At 61.2% G+C, this 20,576-nt stretch carries 20 protein-coding genes and 2 pseudogenes; 12 read left to right on the top strand and 10 right to left on the bottom strand.

Annotated features, from left to right (window positions below; all coding sequences use genetic code 11):
• Positions 1 to 795: 795 nt before the first annotated feature.
• From ROV95_RS09140 to ROV95_RS09130, 3 genes are all read left to right on the top strand, one after another.
• Positions 796 to 1,086: a hypothetical protein gene (locus ROV95_RS09140; protein ID WP_312544061.1), complete on the top strand. Its 291-nt coding sequence runs from the start codon at positions 796 to 798 to the stop codon at positions 1,084 to 1,086.
• Positions 1,087 to 1,871: 785 nt separating this feature from the next.
• A complete protein-coding gene (locus ROV95_RS09135; protein WP_312544060.1) occupies positions 1,872 to 2,897 on the top strand; it encodes a hypothetical protein in 1,026 nt (341 codons plus the stop codon).
• 370 nt (positions 2,898 to 3,267) lie between these two features.
• Positions 3,268 to 4,059, top strand: a complete 792-nt coding sequence (locus tag ROV95_RS09130; protein WP_004152743.1) for a DNA adenine methylase — start codon at positions 3,268 to 3,270, stop codon at positions 4,057 to 4,059.
• A 3-nt stretch (positions 4,060 to 4,062) separates the two neighbouring features.
• On the opposite strand, the gene ROV95_RS09125 is transcribed toward ROV95_RS09130, so the two are convergent.
• Positions 4,063 to 4,728 (bottom strand): SOS response-associated peptidase, encoded by a 666-nt coding sequence (locus ROV95_RS09125; RefSeq protein WP_312544058.1) that lies wholly within the window; start codon positions 4,726 to 4,728, stop codon positions 4,063 to 4,065.
• Positions 4,729 to 4,897: 169 nt separating this feature from the next.
• Here ROV95_RS09125 and ROV95_RS09120 point away from each other — a divergent pair, with 169 nt between their 5' ends.
• The 6 genes and pseudogenes from ROV95_RS09120 to ROV95_RS09095 all read left to right on the top strand — a co-directional run bounded on the left by ROV95_RS09120 (position 4,898) and on the right by ROV95_RS09095 (position 9,993).
• Positions 4,898 to 5,074, top strand: coding sequence for a hypothetical protein (locus ROV95_RS09120; RefSeq protein WP_312544057.1), 177 nt, complete (start codon positions 4,898 to 4,900; stop codon positions 5,072 to 5,074).
• Between the two features lie 77 nt (positions 5,075 to 5,151).
• On the top strand, positions 5,152 to 5,610 hold the full coding sequence (locus ROV95_RS09115) for a hypothetical protein (protein WP_312545103.1): 459 nt from the start codon (positions 5,152 to 5,154) through the stop codon (positions 5,608 to 5,610).
• 96 nt (positions 5,611 to 5,706) lie between these two features.
• Positions 5,707 to 6,546 carry a Dam family site-specific DNA-(adenine-N6)-methyltransferase gene (locus ROV95_RS09110; RefSeq protein ID WP_312544056.1) on the top strand — a complete coding sequence of 280 codons (840 nt, stop codon included), beginning with the start codon at positions 5,707 to 5,709 and terminating at the stop codon, positions 6,544 to 6,546.
• Between the two features lie 9 nt (positions 6,547 to 6,555).
• Positions 6,556 to 7,137 carry a hypothetical protein gene (locus ROV95_RS09105; protein WP_312544055.1) on the top strand — a complete coding sequence of 194 codons (582 nt, stop codon included), beginning with the start codon at positions 6,556 to 6,558 and terminating at the stop codon, positions 7,135 to 7,137.
• Positions 7,134 to 8,270: a DGQHR domain-containing protein gene (locus ROV95_RS09100; protein ID WP_312544054.1), complete on the top strand. Its 1,137-nt coding sequence runs from the start codon at positions 7,134 to 7,136 to the stop codon at positions 8,268 to 8,270. The genes ROV95_RS09105 and ROV95_RS09100 overlap by 4 nt, the downstream gene beginning before the upstream one ends.
• 630 nt (positions 8,271 to 8,900) lie before the next feature.
• Positions 8,901 to 9,993 (top strand): annotated as a pseudogene (locus tag ROV95_RS09095) (IS3 family transposase).
• 867 nt (positions 9,994 to 10,860) lie between these two features.
• On the opposite strand, the gene ROV95_RS09090 reads toward ROV95_RS09095, so the two are convergent.
• The 4 genes from ROV95_RS09090 to ROV95_RS09075 all read right to left on the bottom strand — a co-directional run bounded on the left by ROV95_RS09090 (position 10,861) and on the right by ROV95_RS09075 (position 13,258).
• On the bottom strand, positions 10,861 to 11,577 hold the full coding sequence (locus tag ROV95_RS09090; RefSeq protein WP_312544053.1) for a hypothetical protein: 717 nt from the start codon (positions 11,575 to 11,577) through the stop codon (positions 10,861 to 10,863).
• A 163-nt stretch (positions 11,578 to 11,740) separates the two neighbouring features.
• The gene (locus tag ROV95_RS09085) at positions 11,741 to 12,250 is read right to left on the bottom strand and encodes a hypothetical protein (RefSeq protein WP_312544052.1); all 510 of its coding nucleotides are present in this window, start codon (positions 12,248 to 12,250) and stop codon (positions 11,741 to 11,743) included.
• A 132-nt stretch (positions 12,251 to 12,382) separates the two neighbouring features.
• On the bottom strand, positions 12,383 to 12,526 hold the full coding sequence (locus ROV95_RS09080; RefSeq protein ID WP_021203155.1) for a hypothetical protein: 144 nt from the start codon (positions 12,524 to 12,526) through the stop codon (positions 12,383 to 12,385).
• Positions 12,527 to 12,919: 393 nt separating this feature from the next.
• On the bottom strand, positions 12,920 to 13,258 hold the full coding sequence (locus ROV95_RS09075) for a hypothetical protein (RefSeq protein WP_111102131.1): 339 nt from the start codon (positions 13,256 to 13,258) through the stop codon (positions 12,920 to 12,922).
• Between the two features lie 173 nt (positions 13,259 to 13,431).
• Here ROV95_RS09075 and ROV95_RS09070 point away from each other — a divergent pair, with 173 nt between their 5' ends.
• Both ROV95_RS09070 and ROV95_RS09065 read left to right on the top strand, forming a co-directional pair.
• Positions 13,432 to 14,271: an alpha/beta hydrolase-fold protein gene (locus ROV95_RS09070; RefSeq protein WP_191862572.1), complete on the top strand. Its 840-nt coding sequence runs from the start codon at positions 13,432 to 13,434 to the stop codon at positions 14,269 to 14,271.
• Between the two features lie 82 nt (positions 14,272 to 14,353).
• Positions 14,354 to 15,292, top strand: a complete 939-nt coding sequence (locus ROV95_RS09065) for an alpha/beta hydrolase-fold protein (RefSeq protein ID WP_312544049.1) — start codon at positions 14,354 to 14,356, stop codon at positions 15,290 to 15,292.
• 38 nt (positions 15,293 to 15,330) lie between these two features.
• Here the strand turns inward: ROV95_RS09065 and ROV95_RS09060 are convergent, their stop codons facing one another.
• Both ROV95_RS09060 and ROV95_RS09055 read right to left on the bottom strand, forming a co-directional pair.
• Complete coding sequence (locus ROV95_RS09060) at positions 15,331 to 15,753, bottom strand: response regulator (RefSeq protein ID WP_312544048.1); 423 nt, start codon at positions 15,751 to 15,753, stop codon at positions 15,331 to 15,333.
• Between the two features lie 92 nt (positions 15,754 to 15,845).
• Positions 15,846 to 16,613, bottom strand: a complete 768-nt coding sequence (locus tag ROV95_RS09055) for a CPBP family glutamic-type intramembrane protease (RefSeq protein ID WP_312544047.1) — start codon at positions 16,611 to 16,613, stop codon at positions 15,846 to 15,848.
• 150 nt (positions 16,614 to 16,763) lie between these two features.
• On the opposite strand from ROV95_RS09055, the gene ROV95_RS09050 reads away from it, so the two are divergent.
• Positions 16,764 to 17,072, top strand: coding sequence for a zf-TFIIB domain-containing protein (locus ROV95_RS09050; protein WP_014038203.1), 309 nt, complete (start codon positions 16,764 to 16,766; stop codon positions 17,070 to 17,072).
• 73 nt (positions 17,073 to 17,145) lie between these two features.
• Here ROV95_RS09050 and ROV95_RS09045 read toward each other — a convergent pair.
• The 3 genes and pseudogenes from ROV95_RS09045 to ROV95_RS09035 form a co-directional block, all read right to left on the bottom strand.
• Positions 17,146 to 17,658 (bottom strand): annotated as a pseudogene (locus ROV95_RS09045) (GNAT family N-acetyltransferase).
• A gap of 81 nt (positions 17,659 to 17,739) precedes the next feature.
• Positions 17,740 to 18,765: a copper resistance protein B gene (locus tag ROV95_RS09040; RefSeq protein ID WP_111098886.1), complete on the bottom strand. Its 1,026-nt coding sequence runs from the start codon at positions 18,763 to 18,765 to the stop codon at positions 17,740 to 17,742.
• Positions 18,762 to 20,573, bottom strand: coding sequence for a copper resistance system multicopper oxidase (locus ROV95_RS09035; RefSeq protein WP_312544046.1), 1,812 nt, complete (start codon positions 20,571 to 20,573; stop codon positions 18,762 to 18,764). The genes ROV95_RS09040 and ROV95_RS09035 overlap by 4 nt, the downstream gene beginning before the upstream one ends.
• Positions 20,574 to 20,576: the final 3 nt, after the last annotated feature.

Below are 20,576 nucleotides of genomic sequence, written 5' to 3'. Positions count from 1 at the left end.
CGACTCCGCAGTGGTGGGAAACGCGCGCCATGGCTGGGGTCGAGGCTATGAGGCCATGACGTCCGCGATGGCAGGTACCAATCCGGTTCCCACTGTCGCGCATCGGGCGAATGGGATCCTTCTGCCGAAGTCTACGACGCTGGATTCTGTTGCGAGGCGTTGGAGGGTGATTGCTAATGAGCGCTTTGTCTATGTATTCGTGGACACGCGCAGCGCAGGTAGTTTGTTCTGCTGGTATGCAGGTGACTGCATCAGCTATAAGCCAGGGGATATGCACGCCTTCGTCATGTCCTGTGTCAAGACTGATAGCTGGACAGGTGGGTACTCCGATAGCGAGTACTTGCTGTCGTGGAGGAACTTCACTTTCACGCCTGATCCTGCGAACTGCGGCTTGTTCATTGCGCGATCTCATACCGGGGCGGTAGGCGCGGTAGCCTGCGATCACTTTGGCGTTGTAGGCCAAGGTACGATGTTCGGTGGGCAGGGGGGCGCTGGCTATCCGAGCAGCATCAATCAGGGACTCTTCTATGAGCCCGCACGGTTCATTAGCACTTCGTACGGGCCGCGCGGTGAGCTTCCGGGTGCTCTTGCACCAATTCAGAACATCGCAAACACCGAGTACTTGCAGGACGGTCAGGTGATTGAGGGGCTCGATGGGACCGTTAACGATCGCGTCCTCGTGGTACGGACCAATCGTGCCTGCAACATCGAAGGTGCGATCACCTGGCGCGGCGTGCTCTTGATTCGCATAAGTGGAGGGTGGGGTTCATGAACGCTCAGGGATTTACTTCCACGATGTCGATTCCGATCGACTTCTGTGGTCGAGGGGTGATCGGCGGCTTGCCGCCTGATGAGGATGTAGTGGATGGGCGGCTCCGTCGACTCAATCAACCTTTCCGGGGGCAGGTTCTGGTGCTTGAACGAAGCACGCTTATCTGCTGCGCTCATGTTCGCAGTGATAGCGCCGGGCAGTGGCTGGTCAGCGGCCTGTCGCCCAACTACCGCTACATGGTGATCGGCATAGACGCGAGGGCTGAGGTCAACTCTGCGATCCAGGATTGGGTTCAGCCCTACGTCGAAAGCTAATGGCCGATCCTACCCCTTTACGCCTGCGGCTTAATCTGGGCCCCTTCGTCGAGGCGGATGCGCGACGCACTGGACTCAATCTTGGTGTGTATTGGGACGACGATGCTCCGGAGCCGGTCATCCGGGGAATTCGGCAGGCTGCTGCCATGGCCTGGGCGCCTTCGGGGCGGCTTGGCCGTCTTTCCTCGATCCAGTGGCAACGCTCAGTTGCAGTCGATAGGGTTGTCTGCCAGTGGTGGGCTGAATCGCCTCGAGTTCGGCGAGAGATCTCTGTCGGTTGGGGAATGAGCGGTCTGATCCACGGAGAGGCGGGGTTCCTGTGGCGAACCGGCATGGCCTCGGTTGGTGGCAAGTGGCGAGCGGGGTGGGGCACTCTTCCGATTGCAGGCTGTCAAGCACGGTACGCATGGCACTCTTCGATGCACAGCTTGACGCGACTGACCGCCCTGCCAGTTCGCTGGCTTGCAGCTGCGCAGGCCTCTCGCAGGTTGCAATGGGATAGTCGCCTTCCGCCGATTAGCGCCGGTAGCTCGATAGCGTGGATGCACCCAGTGGCCGGCCGAGGGGCCTACCGGCTGCCCTGGGGCGCTGCGCGGCGAGTTCCATGGGGCGTTCGCCCAACCCCTGGCCCGGGGCCCGACCCTGATCCAGATCCCACGTTCCCGCCCGGCAACCGTGTCGGCCTCAATCTCGGCTGCACCGTGATTGGCGTGCCCGGACTGGCTCCCCTGAATCTTGGCATCTCGGCGTGCTATGTGGTGCGCCCCCAACGTAGGACCTACGTCGTGATCAATGAGGTTTCATTTGTGCGGCTTCCTGATCGGACGCCGATCGAACTGGCCCGCGTCTCGCTCAGCGCCGGCCGTTCGGCTTGGGGCTGGACCTTTGACATCGAGCTGGCCGATGCCGATCAGCTGGGACTGCTCAAGCCCACGGCCTCGGGCCCGCGACAGTTCGAGCTGGTGCTGAACGGCTACGTCTGGACGGGCATCATCGAGAGCTTCCAGAAACAGCGCGAGTTTGCTGGGGGCGGTGTGCGTTTGAGTGGGCGATCAAGGACAGCGTTGCTGGCACCGCCTTACGCCCCGGCTCGCGTCAAGGCCACCACGGAGGAGCGCAGCATGGCCCAGCTTGTGGCCGAGGAGCTGGCGGGCACGGGCTTTGTCAGCCAGTACGACACAGTTGATTGGTTGGTTCCGCCCGGCGCATGGTTCTATGACGCAAGCACGCCACTGGATGCCATCAGCGCGCTCGCTGGTGCGAGTGGCGGGGTGGTGCAGTCCCATCCCTCGGACTTGGCGCTGGTTGTCCGCGCCAGCTACCCGGCCAGTCCGTGGTTGTGGCGGGAGACAACGCCGGATCACCTACTGCAGGAAGACATTGTGCTGACCGAGAGCCTGCAGATGCGCAGTGCGCCCCTGTATGACGCGGTGGTGGTCACGGGAGAGCTGGCCGGGAAGGGCGTCACCTGCAAGGTGCGCAAGGCTGGCGAGGCGGGCCAGCTCTACGCGCAGCAGGTAAGTAGCCCGTTGATCAACGTCGCTGCCGCCGCCGCCGAGCGGGGGCGCAACATCCTGTGCGATCGCGGTGAACAGGCCGCAGTGGATCTGACCGTGCCACTGTTCCCGAAGCCGCTGAAAGCAGGGGAGATCGGGGTGATCTTGCCTCTCGACCTGGTGCAGGTGCTGAGTTCTGAAGGAACCTGGCACGGCCAATGCGAGTCGATCCGCATTGAGGTCGTCGTGGATCAACAGGCTGTCGTGATCGAGCAGACAGCAACTCTGGAGAGGCATTTCACCGATGCGGACTGATTTATGGGATCAATTCGGCGAGCTGGTCAGTGGACGGCCACGATTGTTGGCAACGGTCACTGCGCACAACGCAGATGGCACCAGTAGCCTGACAACCTATGACGGGGCGCAGATGCGTGCCTTCGGTCAGCTGCAGCAGCCCATTCCGTACAACGTCTGGGTCAGTGGCGGTCGACTGCTGGAAGCCGCGCCCAATCTCCCATTGGTAGAAGTAGTCGTCTGAAGAAGCAGGGCGCTGCCCGGATGCCGGCAAGCATCCAGGCAGCGCCGCAACACAGGTGATCTCAGCACCTGGCATTGGCCGTGGCCCTGCCGCCCTCGCGAGAGCGGCGGGATTGTCGGCTCCCCCTATCGCAAATACTGAGAACCCATGCCCAAGCCCATCATCTCCTGGCCGGGCGGCAAGCGCCGCTTACTGAAGCACCTCTATCCGCACTTCCCAATCCATGACTGCTACGTCGAGGCGTTCGCCGGTGGCGCCGCGTCGCTGCTTATGCGGCCGTACCCAGCACAGATGGAAGTGCTCAACGACATCAACGGCGAGCTGGTGTCCCTGTACCGGTGTGTTCGCCACCACCTGGACGAGTTCGTGCGCATGTTCCGCTGGTCGCTGGTGTCGCGCCAGATGTTCGAGTGGGCGCAGATGGAGCGGCCGGAGACCCTGACCGACATCCAGCGCGCCGCCCGCTTCTATTACCTGCAGAAGCTCGCGTTTGGTGGCAAGGTGCAGGGGCAGTCGTTCGGCGTGGTTACCGCTGGCGGTCCACGATTGAACCTTCTGCGCATCGAGGAAGAGCTGAGCGCTGTACATCTGCGCCTGGCGAACACAGTTATCGAATGCCTGCCATGGCAAGAGTGCGTGCGGCGCTACGATCGGCCGGGTACGCTGTTCTACCTCGATCCCCCGTATTGGGAAACAGAGGGCTACGGCGTCGAGTTCCCCTTCGCGGAGTACGAGGCCATGGCCGAGCTGATGCGCACCTCGGTCGGGCGCTTTGTGGTCTCGATCAACGACCACCCTGAGATCCGCGAAGTGTTCGCCGGCTTCGACCTGGTGCCGCTGCAGTTGGACTACACCATCGGCGGCGGGCAGGGAAGAGGGAAGAAATTCGGAGAGCTGATCATCAAGAGCTGGGACGACAGCCAAGCCACCCTGCTGTAGACGTCATGCAACTTGCTGGAGCAGGTCCTCGCGATTGTTGCGTGGCGTGTTGACGGCACGGCTGACCCTGTACGCCTCCATGGATGGAGGCGAGCCGGCCAGCAGCATCGCCATGGCGTCGTCGGGGCTGGCCGCCATCCACTCATCGATCTGGCTTGCGAGCAGCCACACCGGCATGCGGTCATGGATGTCGGCCGAGACGCCGCTGCTGTCGCCGGTGATGATGGTGAAGGTGCCCAGGTTGCCGTCAGGCAGCAGCGGGCTGGTGTCCTCCCACAGGCCAGCGGCCAGCAGCGGCCCGGTTGCGTGGATGAACCACGGGTCCTTCTTCCCGTCCTCGGGGCTGACCGACCACTCGTAGTAGCCGGCCATGGGGATGACGCAGCGGCGCTTCTTGAAGGCCGAGCGGAACGCCGGCTTGGTGGCCACCGTCTCGATCCGAGCGTTGATTGTCGAGCCCTGCAGGCCCTTGGCCTTGGCCCAGAACGGCAGCAGGCCCCGCGCCAGCCGAATTACCTGCCGGCCTTCGCCGCGATCCAGGATCACCGATGCGCGCTGAGTCGGGGCCAGGTTGTAGCTGGGCTGGATCTCTGCCAGGCCGGGGGCAAGGTCAGCCAGCCCCGGCTGGCCGAAGTCGATCACGGGGAGCTGGACGAATCGGCCGCACATTCCCGGAGCGTAGTGGGGCCGGCCGTGGTGTGAATGTGTAGGGCGGAGTTATTCACTCCGTTATTCCGGTGTAACGTGCTGATAACGCAATAGAAAATTTTCAACGAAAGTGTTGACCCGTTGAGCGTGCGCTGCCTATCGTCGGCCTCCTAAACGAATGAGGTGGTCCATGAACGTCCATACCTACGCAGCATGCAGCCGAACCGAGATCGACGATCGGCTTGCCGACGCACAGGCAAAGGCAAAGACATGTTTCGATATCGAACAGTGGGCGCTCCGATCAATTCCGGATCCTGAGTTGCGCCGCTACTGCATGGAAAGAGCGGAACTCCTGCTCGCGAAATAGTCCAGCTGGCCAAATGGTTCAGCCAAGTGGTCGCCGCGTTCGCAGGATCTGCGACGGCCGGCCGTATCCTTCCGGCCATGCTTCCCTCGCACGGCTACCAAGGCTTCCGCTCAGCACCGCCACCCTCTGGCTGGTTCCAGATGGGAGACGGCTGGGTGCTGTGGTGGAGCGGCCGGCAGATCGCCCACGTCGTGCCGGCAAAGGACGGCGGGGTTCGTGCGCACCTTGATGCCAGGAAGATGTGGGAAACCAAGGACGAATGGGCTGCCAGCATCGGGCAGGCCAAGCGCTACGCCGAGCGCTGGTGCGCAGCCCGGCTGTATCCCGAGCTGCCTCTGCGTGAGGCCGTTGCCCGGCTGACCGACAGCACTTCGATCCAGCCGGCGCCGCCATTGCCGGGCCTGCCGCCCGCCCGCGAGCAGAAGCTGCAGGCACAGCGGCTGAAAAATGCTGCGTCCAAGGCGGCCGCGAGCGCCAAAGACGCGCTAGGTCCGCGCAAACTGCAGAGTTCGCAGGACAAGGGCCGCCGTAGCTGACGGGCCTCGCGTCCGGCACGCAGCTGGCATAAGCCAGTGAGCATTCCACCGGTGGCACTAGACTACTGGTAGGGGATGGCGGCATGATGCCGGCGGATGAAGAACAGTGATGTAATCGCAATGGACATGCTATCTAGCGCTCCGGTTGTTCCGCCCTTGAAGTGGGCCGGAGGAAAGCGTTGGTTCGTCGCGCGTCATATGGATATGGTGCCGGCCGTATTCAATAACTATATTGAGCCCTTCGTGGGATCGGGAGCCATGTTTTTCGCGCTCCAGCCACCTACTGCTGTGTTGTCAGATGCGAATGCTGATTTAATTAACCTATACGAATGCATTCGTGACTTTCCCGGCGAGCTGGAGAGTCTTCTTCGTTACTATCATGCGCGGCACTGCGCTGAGTTCTACTATGAAGTGAGAAAGCAGAGGCCCCGGGTCCCGCTGCGACGTGCTGCGCGCATGCTCTACTTGAATAGAACCTGCTGGAATGGTCTGTACAGAGTTAATAAGCGGGGTGAGTTCAATGTGCCGATCGGAACGAAAGCGTCGGTTGTTTTAGAATCTGACGACTTCGCTCGCCTATCCAAAATTTTGGGGAGGGCGAGGCTTGTTGCTGGTGATTTTGAGGCTACTGTTGACTCCGCAATGGAGGGTGACTTTGTCTTCGTTGATCCTCCCTACACGGTTGCTCACAACAACAACGGTTTTGTGAAGTACAACGAGGATCTATTCGGTTGGGCTGATCAGCAGCGTCTGCGTGCATGTGTCGGCCGGGCTGCCGAGAGGGGCGCAAAAGTATTAATTACCAATGCGGCCCACGCCTCTATTTACGAGCTGTACGATGGCTTCGAGCAGGTTTGTGTGAGCAGGGCTGGGGTGATTGCTGGCGCCAGTCGTGCACGCGGACAATTTAATGAAGTTCTTATTAAGTGCTATTGAGGTTGCACTATGAATGGAAGCAGGGGGCTTCATTTCAAGGTCAAGCGAAAAATTGAAGCTGCGACTGAGGCCGTTAAGCGTTGGCATTGGTTCATGGCTTTGGTTGAGGTTTTCTTTTCGCTATTCGTATCTAATTGTGCCTTGCTTTTTGCAGTATTTATATATCTGGTTAATACTAAAAGTGCCGTTCTCACCTATGATGTGGCCTTTGGTGTGATAGTGCGGTCCATTAATCTTGGCGAGATTATAGTCTATATATTGGCTGTTCTTGCTCCCGCAATGTGGATTATGGTCAGCAACTGGCGCGCTCGAAAGTACAATGTTATTTTCTGGATTCTTGGGTTCTTCCAGGTGGCAATCATAGTTTGTTGCTTTTACATCTATGGTGTCTCGAAGACTGGCGAGCTCGCTAATCCGGATTTCGTTAAGCGATTTGCGATGATTTGCTTCCCGATGTCAGTTCTTATCTGGTATGTGACTGTGTTCTTCCAGCGTGCTTTTCTCAATGAGGTCACTGCGACCGCAAGTGGAGCAAGTAGCGCCGCAGGGAGTGGTGCAATTCTGGCTGAACTTAACGGTGGTGGCGAATGAGCAGCTCGATCAGCATTCCGGCGATCCGCGTAGTCCAGCCTATCGGCGAGTTCTTCTCGGCCGTCATATCGGCGCAACAGCTCGTTGCGATTTCATACGCAGACATGCGCCGGATCGAGAGTGATCTTGATCGGTATGTCGGCATACAGAGAAAACTGGACGGCGGTAGAGTTGAGGAGATCTCCAAGTTTGTTGCTTCTTCCGATGCGACCTTCCCTACATCTATAGTTCTGGCGGTTCCTGGTGCATGCGTCGAGTTCGACGAGAAGAGGGGTCGACTGACACTCGCTGCAGGAGAGGATGAAAGTGGGGCATCCATCCCCTTCGGGGAAATAGCAAAGATTTTGGATGGTCAGCATCGTGTTGAGGGATTGAAATCCGTTACTGGTGTCTTCGATGTGCCGGTTTCGATATTCGTTGACGCCGATATCGCTGACCAAGCGTATGTTTTTGCGACGGTCAATCTCGCACAGACCAAGGTTAATAAGAGCTTGGTTTATGATCTGCTGGACTATGCGAAAGCCAGAAGCCCGCAGAAGAGCGCCCATGAAATTGCAGTGGCTCTTGATGGTTTCGAGGGTGGTCCGTTCTATCAGATGATCAAACGTCTCGGGACTGCTACCCCGGGACGTGCACCTGGGCGCGAAACATTAGCGCAAGCTACGTTCGTCGGCTCTCTTCTTCCATTAATAAGTAGGAAGCCGGAGGATGACCGATATGCCCTTGCAAAGGGGCGGAAGGTGAAGGCGGAGCCTCAGGACTATCAGAAGACACCGTTGCGCTTTCTATGGGTTGCAGAGCGTGATGCGGATATAGCAAAAATTTTGGTCAATTACTTCTCTGCAGTTCAAGAGCGATGGCCAGATGCTTGGCTTAGCCGGGAGCGTGGTCACATATTGCCTAGAACCAACGGCTTTAGGGCGCTGATGAGGCTCCTGCATTTGATATATCTGAAGGAGAAGCCTTTCGCGGATCCCGAGAAGCCCATTGTTTCTAAAAAAAGGTTTGGCGCGCTGTTTGAAAATATTGACCTCGATGATGAGGACTTCCACAAGGATGAGTTCGTTCCTGGCACCGGCGGTGAAACTGCGCTGTTTAAGTACATGGCTCGTGCGCTGAAATTGCTTGATTGATGGCGCGCCTGTACTGAGTGCACCTTCTGCCTTGGAAGGTAAATGTTCGGGCGGCCTTAGCGTTCTGAGGAGACTCAGTTAACGTGCTTAGGAGCGTCGCGGAAGGCATCTCGGGTGTCATTTGGATGTAAGCTATTGATTTGAATGGTTTAGATTGGGATTGCAAAGCCGTTGACATGACGCTGCCCAAGCCGCAGCCGCGACCGGAAGTGGTCGCCAGGTAGCTTCATGGCCAGGCGTGTCCAGACGCGTTTTGCGTCGTCGGGCCTCCGTAATATGGCTCTGGATCAAGACGAAATTCGCGGCGGAGGGTGGCCGACCTCCGTAGAATATCTGAAGGCAAGTATTTGATTTCTAAGAATAGATGGGCGGACTTTTAATCTTTTGGTCGAAGGTTCGAATCCTTCACGGCCCACCAATTGCATCAGCGACTTAGGCGTCCTTTTGGGCGCCTTTTTCTTTTGCTCCTGAAAACCCTACCGAACACTTCGGGAGAGATGCAGGTTTCACGACAGGCAAGCGATGATCGTATCTATCGCGCATGGCGACGCTCTTGTGCTCCCGACGTCCCTCAGGTTTTGAGTAGCACGGCGATTTGGAGTTCAATCCCCAACAAGCCGGAGATTGGACATGAAGAAGCGCTTTTCCGAAGAACAGATCATCGGCTTCCCACGCGAGGCAGAGGCCGGCATGGCGGTGAAGGACCTGTGCCGTCGACATGGCTTCAGCGAGGCCTTGTACCAACTGTGGCGCAGCAAGTTCGGTGGCATGAGCGTGCCCGACGCCAAGCGGTTGAAGGACCTGGAAGCCGAGAACGTCCGGCTGAAGAAGTTGCTGGCCGAGCAGCTGTTCGAGAACGATCTGATCAAGGACGCGCTGCGAAAAAAGTAGCGGACGCGCCGGTGCGGCGTGCGCTGGTGCGGCAGTGGATGCAGCGCGGGGCAAGCGAGCGCCGTGCCCTGGCGATCATCGGGATGAGTGTCAGCGCGCTGCGCTATGTCCGGCGCGAGGATCGCAACGTTGAATTGAGCGAGCGCATCCTGGCCTTGGCGTATCGGCACAAGCGCTACGGCGTCGGAATGATCTGCCTGAAGCTGCCGCAGGAAGGACGCATCGTGAACTACAAGCGCGTGGAATGGCTGCATCAGGCGCAGCAGCTGCAGGTGAGGCGGCGCAAGCGCAAAAAGGTGGCGGTCGGCGAGCGGCAGCCACTGCTGCGCCCGGCCCGGCCCAACCATGTGTGGTCGATGAACTTCGTGTTCGACCGTACGGCCGAAGGCCGGGTCATCAAGTGCTTGGTGATCGTCGATGACGCCACATACGAAGTCGTGGCAATCGAGGTGGAACGTGCGATTTCCGGGCACGGCGTCTCGCGTGTGCTGGACCAGCTGGCCTCGCTGCGCGGCTTGCCGCAGGTGATCGGTACCGACAACGGCAAGGAGTTCTGCGGCAAGGTGACGGTGAGCTGGGCACACGCACGTGGCGTGAAGCTTCGCCTGATCCAGCCCGGCAAGCCGAACCAGAACGCCTATGTGAGATCGTTCAACGGTCGCCTGCACGAGGAATGCCTCAACGAGCACTGGTTCCCAACGCTGCTACACGCCCGCACCGAGATCGAGCGATGGCGCCGAGAATACAACGAGGAACGCCCCAAGGACGCCATCGGCCGGCCGCCTACGCCAAGCATCTGGCCAACATCGATATCATCAACCCCGGACTCTAAACCCGACCACTACTCACGGCGGGGGTGGGCGTCGCCCGGCGATCAAATTATTCACGCCAATTTCGGTACAGGCTCAGGACGAATACCCGCCTTACGCCGGAGGCGTCTTACTCATCCAACTGAACTTGAGCGGCGATCTGATGCGCAAGTACCAACTTCTTAAAGGTAAGCGCGTCAATATGACTGGAACGCTTTACCATTCGCGTACTGGGCGGCAGCAGACGCCTGTATTGATCACTGCCACAGGTATTGCTGAGTCGGAATAAGGGCTGGACCGGGCGCGTTCACTCAAGCAATTAAAAATCGATCTCAGATATCCGGCTGAGCATGCTGGCTTTGCATCCTCTGCCGGACGTTTCGTTGGAGCGACTAACCGCCTGCCTCCAGCCCTAATGCGCTGACTGCGCCCCAGGGCATCGCGGAGACTCCCTTGCAGCTTCCGTCTTTCAGGCTTGCCTTAGCGACAATGCCGTATCCATTGTCTCCGAAGAAGATAGCGGTACCGCTATCTCCAAATCCGCACGCCAGCGACGATCCTTCGATGCGTATCCAAGCGTCCGCGCATGGAAGGTTTCCGGTTGGACCGCATGCGAGCTCGGGCCTGTGCTTGATGCTCACGACAGTTCCGCAGGTGTATTGGCTGGTGACGCCTCCTGAAGCACATGCTCTGGCCTTGAGTAGCGTTGGTCCACATGTACATGATGCGGCGCCTACTGTAATCCGAAGTTGAGGTGGCATACACCTCCCGGAGCGGTGTGTGTGACCCCACCGTATGCCACTGAACGTCGTGGCTCGCATCATTGATCTGGTCCACGAACGTCAGCGGCACGGTGTACTTCCCTGCGCCGGTTGCGTAGTTTCCATAGATCAGATTGTCGGGGCAATGCGCCGCAGTGGTGATACCCCTTCGTCCAGTGGCCTTATGAACCGGAAATCCTGAGGTGCAGTAGCTATTGTTGGATTGGAGGGGGCGCCGCCAACAACATACTCCGCGTTGACTGGCTTCGGCATGTTGGGGCGGACTTCAATCTTGAGACCGGTGACTCTTTCAAGCTTCTTGATTGTATCCTTCAACTCTTCTGCTTGGCGGCTGCCGCCGTTTATGTCAATCAGCACCCGTTCTTCGCCTGGAAACCCAGTCGTCCCCGTGATGCCTGGTATGGCGCTGTGAAAAAGAGGTCTGTGCTTAGCAAGGAGCACGTAAAACTCGTCCTGGGTGTACTTGTGACCAACCTCGAACACCACGCGGGTCGTCGCGCTCTCGGTGTTGATCGTTCGATCCGCGACTGGATCTGGCCCCTTGAGCTGCACCAGGATGTGTTGATCTGGCGCGTCTTTGATCGACAGTTCCGTCAGACGATCTGCGAACTCGATACGCAACGCTTCAATTTCCGACATCACCTCACCTTGAACCGCTAGGCGCGTGATTGCTTCGTCTATCGAGACTGAGGGGTGTTCACTCATATAGCTGTGAACCTGAATCTGCATCTCCTTGCCTTCCTGCGTGTCAGCGTTTGGCACTTGTGCTAAGGCGCAGGTGGATACAAGAAGTGCTGCGGAGCATCCTAGAACCTTCCTTTTCATGCGACATCTCCAGAGTTTGTAACAAATCACGGAGGCTTTCGCGCTTCTCGATGCGCGAGCCTAGCACTGTCTCCCCTCGGGCACTGAGACGTAACTCACAAGCTTCAGTGGAATGATTGTGCACCCTGATGTCTGTACTGTGGGGGTGTTCGTATACGCGTCTTTAGATGTGCTGAAGCACTTCATAGATTAGGCGATTGGTCCCTTGCCTAAGAATTTCGTACACACCCAGCCGCTCCTGCAGCCCGCGAAACAAGTCAATCATTCGCTCCACTTCATTCCGGCTGTATGAGTTGTACTTCCTCATAGTGTCCAGCTGCATGAAGTCGTCGGCGTGCAGGTTGTCGATAGTGGCGACTTCGATGACGGCATCCTTGCCGCCGAAGATTATATCCACGGTCTTTCTTGCCATTGGCTGGCTACCAATGTGGATTTGATAGTTGCGAAGCATCCGCATGAAATGAAGAAGTGGACTTGTGCTGCTCGTAATCCTATAGGCGTGTCCTGCGTTATTCATTGCTTCTTCTATGCCCACGAATTCGGTCAGCGCGGCCCGCACATGCATTGCTACGTGGAGGGCGGCTGGCACCCCGTCGCGAATTGGGATATCTGAGCCGCCCGAAAGAAAGAGCATATAAAGGGCGGATGTCGCCCTCTCGTAAAGCTGAGGCACTTGTTGCAGCGCGCTGAAAGGACTCTTCCGTGCGGTGGGTAGTAGCCGCGCTGGTCAACACCGATGTTAGGTTGCAAATGGCCCTGCATTGCAGGGCCCATTGCGTTCTTGCGCCGCCTTTTCAAGCGCGTGTTAGTAGTAGGGACGCTGCGGATCGTCCATCGCCATTTGCAGCTCATCCATATGTTCAGGGTCGGGGTTGAGCCAGGTGTCCAACCATTCGCTCTTGAGGTTGATGACGGTGCGATCGTGGCCCACCTCGGCCACTTCCGGCATTGGGTCATCGGTCACGGCGGGGGGGGCGTCGGGACGTCGCCAAGATTCTGGAACGGCAGGGGAGGGTCCGGGGCAACCGGCTGGCCAAGGCCGACCAGGATTCGTCATTCGGGGGGATGGGCTAGGCCTTGTTGAGGCAACTGGAGGGGGAGGAAATCCGTTCCGCAAAATTCCTGCGCCCGTTGTAGCTCAAGGCTTACAAGCGCCCGCCTTAAAGATTGAAGTGGAACGAATGGCGGTGTAATCCATTGAAAGTAATGAAATTACCCAGTTACTTTTAATCTTTCGGTCGAAAGTTCGAATCCTTCACGGCCAACCACTGCATCCCATGACCCAGGTCATTCAGAAAGGCATCGCAATGCGGTGCCTTTTTTGTTGCCTGGTCCAAGGCCTCTACTTCGTCCGCATTCCCTTGGCTTTTGCGGTCGCCGCGTCGGCAGCTTGCTGTGCGGCCGTCGCTGCCGCATTCGCGGAACGCACGGCTTCCGCTTGAGCCGCGTCAAAGTCAGCCCGGCGCTGCGCGCTGATCCGGCGTTCCAGTTCTGAATATGCGACGTAGCTCTCCGGATGCTTCGCGACGCAGGCCTGCTGCAGCAGCGGGATCGCGTGGTCGGACAATCCCGGTTGGAGGTGGGCGAGCAGGCAGTCCGCATATGCTGCGGATGCTGGCGGAGTGCTGCTGGCCTGAGGTGAGGCGGCGGCAAGGGCGGTGGCGATCAATACACTCAACATGGGAACCTCCTTGTGGATATGAGCGTGGCGGTGACCAGTCCGTGAGCCATGGTGCGCGTTGCATGACCATCACCGACTCCATGGTGCTCCAGTTCCGGTCGATCGGCAAAGTGCCGCGAACGACAGTGCCTCCGGCGGTCTATGCTCAGCGCTTTCCCAATATGGACCGCCCCATGCGTCTGATCGTGCTGTCGCTGTTGTTGTCCGCTGTCTCCGCCGCGCCGCTGATGGCTGCAGAAACCGCGCCGCCCGCTGCCGCCTCGCCTTTGGCCATCGGCGAGACCTTCACCATCGGGTCGAAGGCGCTGGGCGAAACCCGCCGCATCAATGTTTACCGCCCGCAGCCGTGGGGCCTGGATCCGAAGGCGCCGCTGCCGGTGCTGTACATGGCCGATGGCGGCATCGGTGAGGACTTCCTGCATGTGGCCGGGCTGGTGCAGGTGCTGAGCGGCAACGGCAGCATGCGTCCGTTCCTGCTGGTTGGCATCGAGAACACCGAGCGCCGCCGCGACATGACCGGCCCCAGCAACGACCCGCAGGACCGGAAGATCGCGCCGCGCATTGGTGGTTCGGCGGCCTACCGCGCGTTCCTGCGCGAAGAGCTGATGCCGCAGGTGCGCCAGCGCTACCCGACCACCGACGAGCGCGCGCTGATCGGTGAATCGCTGGCCGGCCTGTTCGTGGTCGAGACGCTGCTGCAGGAGCCAACGTTGTTCAACAGCTACATCGCGCTGGACCCCAGCCTGTGGTGGAACCGTGGCGCAATGCTGGCCGGCGCAGCCAAACAGCTGCCGGCGGTGACGCGTGCGCAGCCGCGCGTATTCCTGGCCAGCAGTGGGCAGCCGGAGCTGGCCGCATCCACTGCACGACTGGCCGAGTTGCTGCAGCAGGCTTCGCCGTCGCCGCTGGTGAAGTACCTGCCGTTGCCGGAAGAAACCCACGCTACGATCTATCATCCGGCCGCATTGCAGGCGCTGCGCACACTGTTCCCGGCGCCGCCGGCCTCGCCCTGACCGCACTGGCAGTGGATTGCGCACCATGCAAGGATGCGGCAGCGGCGCCATCCGGTGCGCCGCCCGCAATGGGAGAGTGTGGATGCAGCGTGTGCGTGGATGGAGTATGGCGGCCTGCCTGGCCATGAATGGCTGTGCGATGTCGGTGGCGCCACCGGCAACGCAGAATGAAGCGAAGGAGAGCCCGGCCGCCGCAGTGTCGGGCGTGGTGCTGCCGGATACCGAAGCGCTGCGCGTGCACGATCCGATCGGCCGCGATTATCCGGTGTGGGTGGCGTTGCCGGCCGACTACGCCGCACATCCGGAAAAGCACTATCCGGTGCTGTACGTGACCGACGCGCTGTACAGCTTCCCGCTGGTGCGCAGCGTGCGCAACCTGGTGGGCCAGAAGGGTGTCAACCTGGAGGATTTCATCCTGGTTGGGCTGCCGCCGCAGGAAGGGCTGACCTCCAAGCAGAGCCGCTCGCGCGATTACACGCCCAGCGACCCGGCGAGTATCGATCCGCGTGATTACAGCGATGACGTCAGCTACGGCGGCGCGGCGCACTACCGCGATTTCCTCGCTGGGCAGGTACTGCCGATGATCGATGCGCGCTACCGCACCGATCCGGCGCGGCGTGCCTATGCGGGTCATTCCTATGGTGGCCTGTTCGGCGCCTACGTGCTGACCACGCGCCCGGATATGTTCCGCACCTACATCCTGTCCAGCCCATCGCTGTGGTTCGACGACCATCGGGTGCCGCGCATGCAGGCCGAAGCCAAGGCGCCGGCGCAGCCGACCACGGTGGTGCTGTCGGTGGGCAGCTTTGAAACGGTCAAGCCCGAACCGCGTTATTTCACCCGCAACGACATGCTGCGCCACAACGCAGAATTCGCCGAGCAGCTGCGCAGCAGCGGGCGATCATTGAAGGTGGAGAACATGGTGATCGATGACGAGGATCACTTCACCGTCTACCCGGACATGATCACCCGCGCGCTGCTGAAGGTGTTCCCGGGTAGCGGGCCGTACAGCAGCGATTGATGGTGGACGCCATGCGTGGATGCGCGTGGATGAATGCCTCACGCCGCCTGTGAATCCGGCCCGGTCAATACGCCCACATCGGCATGCCGGAAGCACAGCCGGATGGCGTCGAGCAGCTCGCTCATGTTGTACGGCTTGGGCAGGAAATGGATGCCGTCGCGCAGCTGCGGCAGCACCTGGTGCTGGTCCATGCCCGACGTCACCAGGATCGGCAGCTGGGGATACAGGCTGCGGACCTGGTTGGCGGCTTCAATGCCACTGATCGCACCCAGATTGACGTCGGTGAACAGCAGGTCGAAACGCTCACCGGCCGCCAGCAGGCCCAATGCCGCTTCGGCAGAGCTCACGCCCGCCACGTGGCAGGCCTGGCTTTCCAGCGCCAGTCGGCTCAGTTCGCGGGTTTCCTCCGCGTCCTCGATCAGCAGGACGCGGGGTTCAACGTGGCGCTTGGACAGCAACATGACGCGGCAACTCCGGACAGCAACGGTGAAAAGGCGCGCAAGTATGCGCAAGCCAGTAGTGATCCCGACGTGCACGGCAGGCTAAGCAGGCGTTACAGGCTTCTCTGGCGCCGGAGCCGCACGTGCCAGGCCAGCACCGCGACCGCGAGCAGGGCGGTGCCGATGCGCAGACCGGTGGCCTGCCAGCCCAAAGCGACGGCGTCGTCGAGGCTGAACACATTCCAGGCCAGGTTCATCGAAACGTGCAGGGCCAGGCCGCACCACAGCGTGTCGCCGTCGAGGTGGTCGAGCCAAGCGAAGATGAAGCCACCGAGGGCGATCACTGCGCCGACGAACAGCGCGATGCCGCCACCGTCGAACCCGCCGAAGCCGAGCCAGTGCACCATGCCGAACAGCAGCGCCTGCGGCAGTGCAAGCCATGGCCAGGGGCCGCGCACGATCTTCACCAGCAGCACGAAGCCCAGGCCGCGGAAGAGTACTTCCTCGGCCAGCGGGAACAGCACCGCCAGCATGGTGGCATCCAGTACGGTCAGTGCCTTGTTCGGTGAACCGAGCAGCGCCAGGCCCAGCCAGCAGGGCAGGCTGGCCAGCAGTACCCAGAACGGGCCGCTCCAGCCGTTGCCGCGCAGCCCCAGGCTGGCCATCAGGCCCATCCCGCGTGGCCGCAGCAGCGCGGCCAGCAGAAGTGCCACGAGCACGGCCAGCGCGTTGTCGAGCAGGCTGCCGCCGTAAGCAATGGGCAAGGCGGGAATCGGCGTGCCTGCGGCGGCTGCGATGTCGCGCAGATTCAGGCCAACGCCAACGCCGAACAGCACCAGCAGCAGGCGCGCGGCGCTGGGCCGGCGGGACAGGACGGTCATGCACGCACTCCCTGCGGAACCAGCTTGCAGTGTGGAAGATGGCGAGGGACGCTGGCACGCGCCGGAAGTCCCTGTGCCATCGGTCATGTGTTGCCGCACAGTCATCACAGGGCAGGTACAGTCGTTACCAGACCGACAGGAGCAATGCCGATGCTGTGCCCCGTGTGCAAGACCCAGACACTGCAGATGGCCGAACGCCATGGCATCGAGATCGACTATTGTCCTGGCTGCCGAGGTGTGTGGCTGGATCGTGGCGAGCTGGACAAGATCATCGAACGTGCGGGCGCCGGTGCTGCCGTACCTCCGCCAGCGCCCGTGCAGGCTCAGCCGGCGTCCGCACCGCCACCGGTGATGCACCGTGATACCCGCCACCTCGGCCAGCGCTACGAGGACAACCGGGGACACGGCTACAAGAAAAAGAAGAAGGACAGCTTCCTGTCGGAGTTGTTCGATTTCTAGTTTGTAGCGTCGAGCCATGCTCGACTTTTGGCGGTAACAGTCGAGCAAGCTCGACTCTACATGGGGCGCGTGATCACGGCCGCCGAAGGATGAACTCGCGGTCGTGGGTATCGCCCACGATGAAGTCGTACTCGCCAACCTTGCTTCAGCCATAGCGCGCGTAGAAGCGCTGCGCGCCGAAGTTTTCTTCCCATACGCCCACCCACAGGGTGCGGCGCTGCGGCTGGTCCAGCCACGCCATGAACGCGTCCATCATGCGTGCACCATGGCCGCCGTTCTGGTGTGCGGCCAGAATGTAGAACCGCTTCAGTTCGATGTCACCCTCGCATGCATCCGTGTGCGGCAAGGTGTTGGCACCGGCGGCCAGATAGCCGACCACGGCATCACCGTCCAGCAACAGCCAGATGGCACTGCGTGGGTCGGACAGTTCGATGCGCTGCGGTTCGCTGCTGTAGTGCGCCTGCAGGAAATCGTGCAGCTCCTGCGGCGGATAGGAATCGCCCCAGGTTTCGTTGTACGTGGCGATGGCGATCGCCGACAGCGCATCGACATCGGCAAGGGTGGCGCGGCGGATCTGCAACGACATGGCGGTGCCTGCATTGGAACGTGGCGCAGTGTAGCCGGCCCCGGCGGCTGCCGGGGCTGGCCATTGCTCACGATCCGCTGCTCAGAACCACATGCGCACGCCCGCCACCCAACGCGTGTCGCGCGCGTGGTCACCGGCATAGTCGGCGGTGTCGCCAAACGTACGTTCGTGGCTGATGCCGATGTACGGCGCGAAGCGACGGCTGAACTCGTAGCGCAGGCGCAGGCCGGCCTCTACCTTGTTCAGGCCACGGCCGATGCCGTACTCCTGCTCGTCCTTGGCCGCAACGGTGGCTTCCAGCAGCGGCTGCAGGATCAATCGGTTGGTCAACAGCACGTCGTACTCGACCTCGGCCTTGGCCAGCACCTGGCCGCCGGAGCCCATGTACAGGGTGGCCGAGCTTTCGAACTTGTACGGCGCCAGACCCTGGATGCCGATGGCCGCCCATGTGCGCGAGTCGGACGGGCGGAAGTCCTGGCGCACGCCGACCAGCACGTCCCACCACGGCGACACGCTGCGACCATACAGTGCTTCCAGTGACGACGATTCGGTGCGGCCGCGGCTGCGTTCGCCATCGGTGCGCAGCCACAGGCGGTTGATGTTGCCGCCGATCCAGCCGGTGGCTTCCCAGGCCTGGCCGTTGCTGCTCTTGCCATCCCAATGCTCAAGCCGGTCGATCAGCAGCAGGCTGTTGATCTCCGGCGCGTGTTCCATCGCGCCATGCGCGATCGGCGGGAAGGCGGCGGCGCGGTCGGCATCAGTCGGGACCGGGATCGGTTCGCGCGGTTCGGTGGGTGCAGGCGTGCCGTGGCCCATCGCCCCGTGGTCCATCTGCGAATGGTCCATCGCCGCTGGCTGCATCGCGCCATGGTCCATCTTCGAGTGGTCCATCGTGGAGTGGTCCATGCCGGCGTGATCCGCCGCACCCATGTCCATCTCCGAATGATCCATCTTTGAATGATCGACCGTTTCGGCCGGGGTCTTCGCGCTCTTCGCAGGCACGTTCATCGTGCCCATGTCATGGCCCGCGTGCGACTGCGCGAACACCGGCATTGCAGCAGCCAGGCCCAGCGCCAGCAGGCTTGGGGAAAGCAGTGAGCGGCTCATTCTTCGATCCTCACTTCGCGCATCATGCCCGCTTCCATGTGGTACAGCAGATGGCAGTGATAGGCCCAGCGGCCGAGCGCGTCGGCGCGCACGCGGTAGCTGCGGCGTGTACCGGGTGGCATGTCGATGGTGTGCTTGCGCACCTGGAATTCGCCTTGTGCGTTTTCCAGATCGCTCCACACGCCGTGCAGATGGATCGGGTGCTGCATCATGGTGTCGTTGACCAGCACGATGCGCATGCGCTCGCCGTAGTTCAGCCGCAGCGGCTCGGCGCTGGCGAACGGGATGCCGTCGAACGACCAGGAGAATTTCTCCATGTGGCCGGTCAGGTGCAGCTCGACTTCACGACTGGGCTCGCGACCATCGGGGTCTTCGAACAGGCTGCGCATGGCGCCGTAGGTCAGGACCTTGCGGCCGTTGTCGCGCAGGCCGATGCCGGGGTCGTCCAGCTTCGGTTCGGTAGCCGAACTCTGCATGTCCACCAGCGGGTTGTTGCGCTCGCTGGGCGGGTGCTTTGGCGCCTTGCTGGCGGCATCACCGCCGCCATGCGCACCGTGGCCCATGCTGGCGCCACAGCCGCCTTCCATGCCCTTCATCGCGGCCATGTCGTGGCCACCATGGCCACCACTGCCCATGTCGTGCCCCATGTCGCTCATGGTCAGTAACGGGCGCGGGTCGCGTGCAGGGATCGGCGCCTGCAGGCCATGGCGTACCGCCAGCGTGCCGGCGGCGTAGCCGGTGCGACCCATGTCCTGGCAGAAAATGGTGAACGCATCCTGGCCGGTGGGTTCGACCAGCACGTCGTAGGTTTCGGCGGGAGCGATGCGGAATTCGTCGATGCTGACCGGGTGGATGTACTGGCCGTCAGCGGCCACCACGGTCATCTTCAAACCGGGGATGCGCACGTCGAAGTAGGTCATCGACCCGCCGTTGATGAAGCGAAGCAGCACCTTTTCGCCACTGCGGAACAGGCCGGTCCAGTTGCCGGCCGGAGCGGTGCCGTTCATCAGGTAGGTGTAGGTATGCGCGTTGATGTCGGAGATGTCGGTGGGCGTCATCCGCATCCGGCCCCACATGCCGCGGTCGGACAGCGCGGCCGACCAGCCCTCGCGCTTCACGTCGCGCAGGAAGTCGGGCAGGGTGCGCTTGTAGTAGTTGTCGTGCTCGGCAAGCTTCTTCATGCGGCGGAACAACGCACCCGGGTCCATGTCGGTCCAGTCGGACAGCAGGATCACGTGCTCGCGGTCGTGGTGGTACGGCGCTGGCTCGGCCGGATCGATGATCAGTGCACCGTACAGGCCGGCCTGCTCCTGGAACATCGAATGGCTGTGGTACCAGTAGGTGCCCGACTGCTTCAGCTGGAAGTGGTAGTGGTAGGTCTCGCCGGGGCCGATGCCGTTGAAGCTCAGGCCGGGCACGCCGTCCATGTTGGCCGGCAGCAGGATGCCGTGCCAGTGGATCGAGGTCGGGTGGCGCTCCAGCGTGTTGCGCACGAACAGGTCCACGGTCTGGCCTTCGCGCCAGCGCAGGATCGGCGCCGGCAGCGAGCCGTTGACGGTGATCGCCGGGCGGGTGCGGCCGGTGAAGTTGGCCAGCGATTCGCCGATGGCCAGTTCGATGCGGGTATCGCTGAGCACGGCCGGGGCACCGGCCAGCCGTGGGGCGGCAGTGGCGGCGGCGAGCGCGCGCTGCGGCACGCCGACGGCGGCGATGCCAGCGACCACGCCGCCAGCAGCCAGGCCTTGCACGAACAGGCGGCGTGACGGCATGGGCACAGCGCCCGGACCGGGGGGAATGCGGGTATTCATGGT

Source organism: Stenotrophomonas maltophilia group sp. msm1 (genome assembly GCF_032025805.1).
Classification (GTDB): domain Bacteria; phylum Pseudomonadota; class Gammaproteobacteria; order Xanthomonadales; family Xanthomonadaceae; genus Stenotrophomonas; species Stenotrophomonas hibiscicola.
Note: the sequence above shows the minus strand (reverse complement) of the source record. Positions and strands in the feature narration are given on the sequence as shown.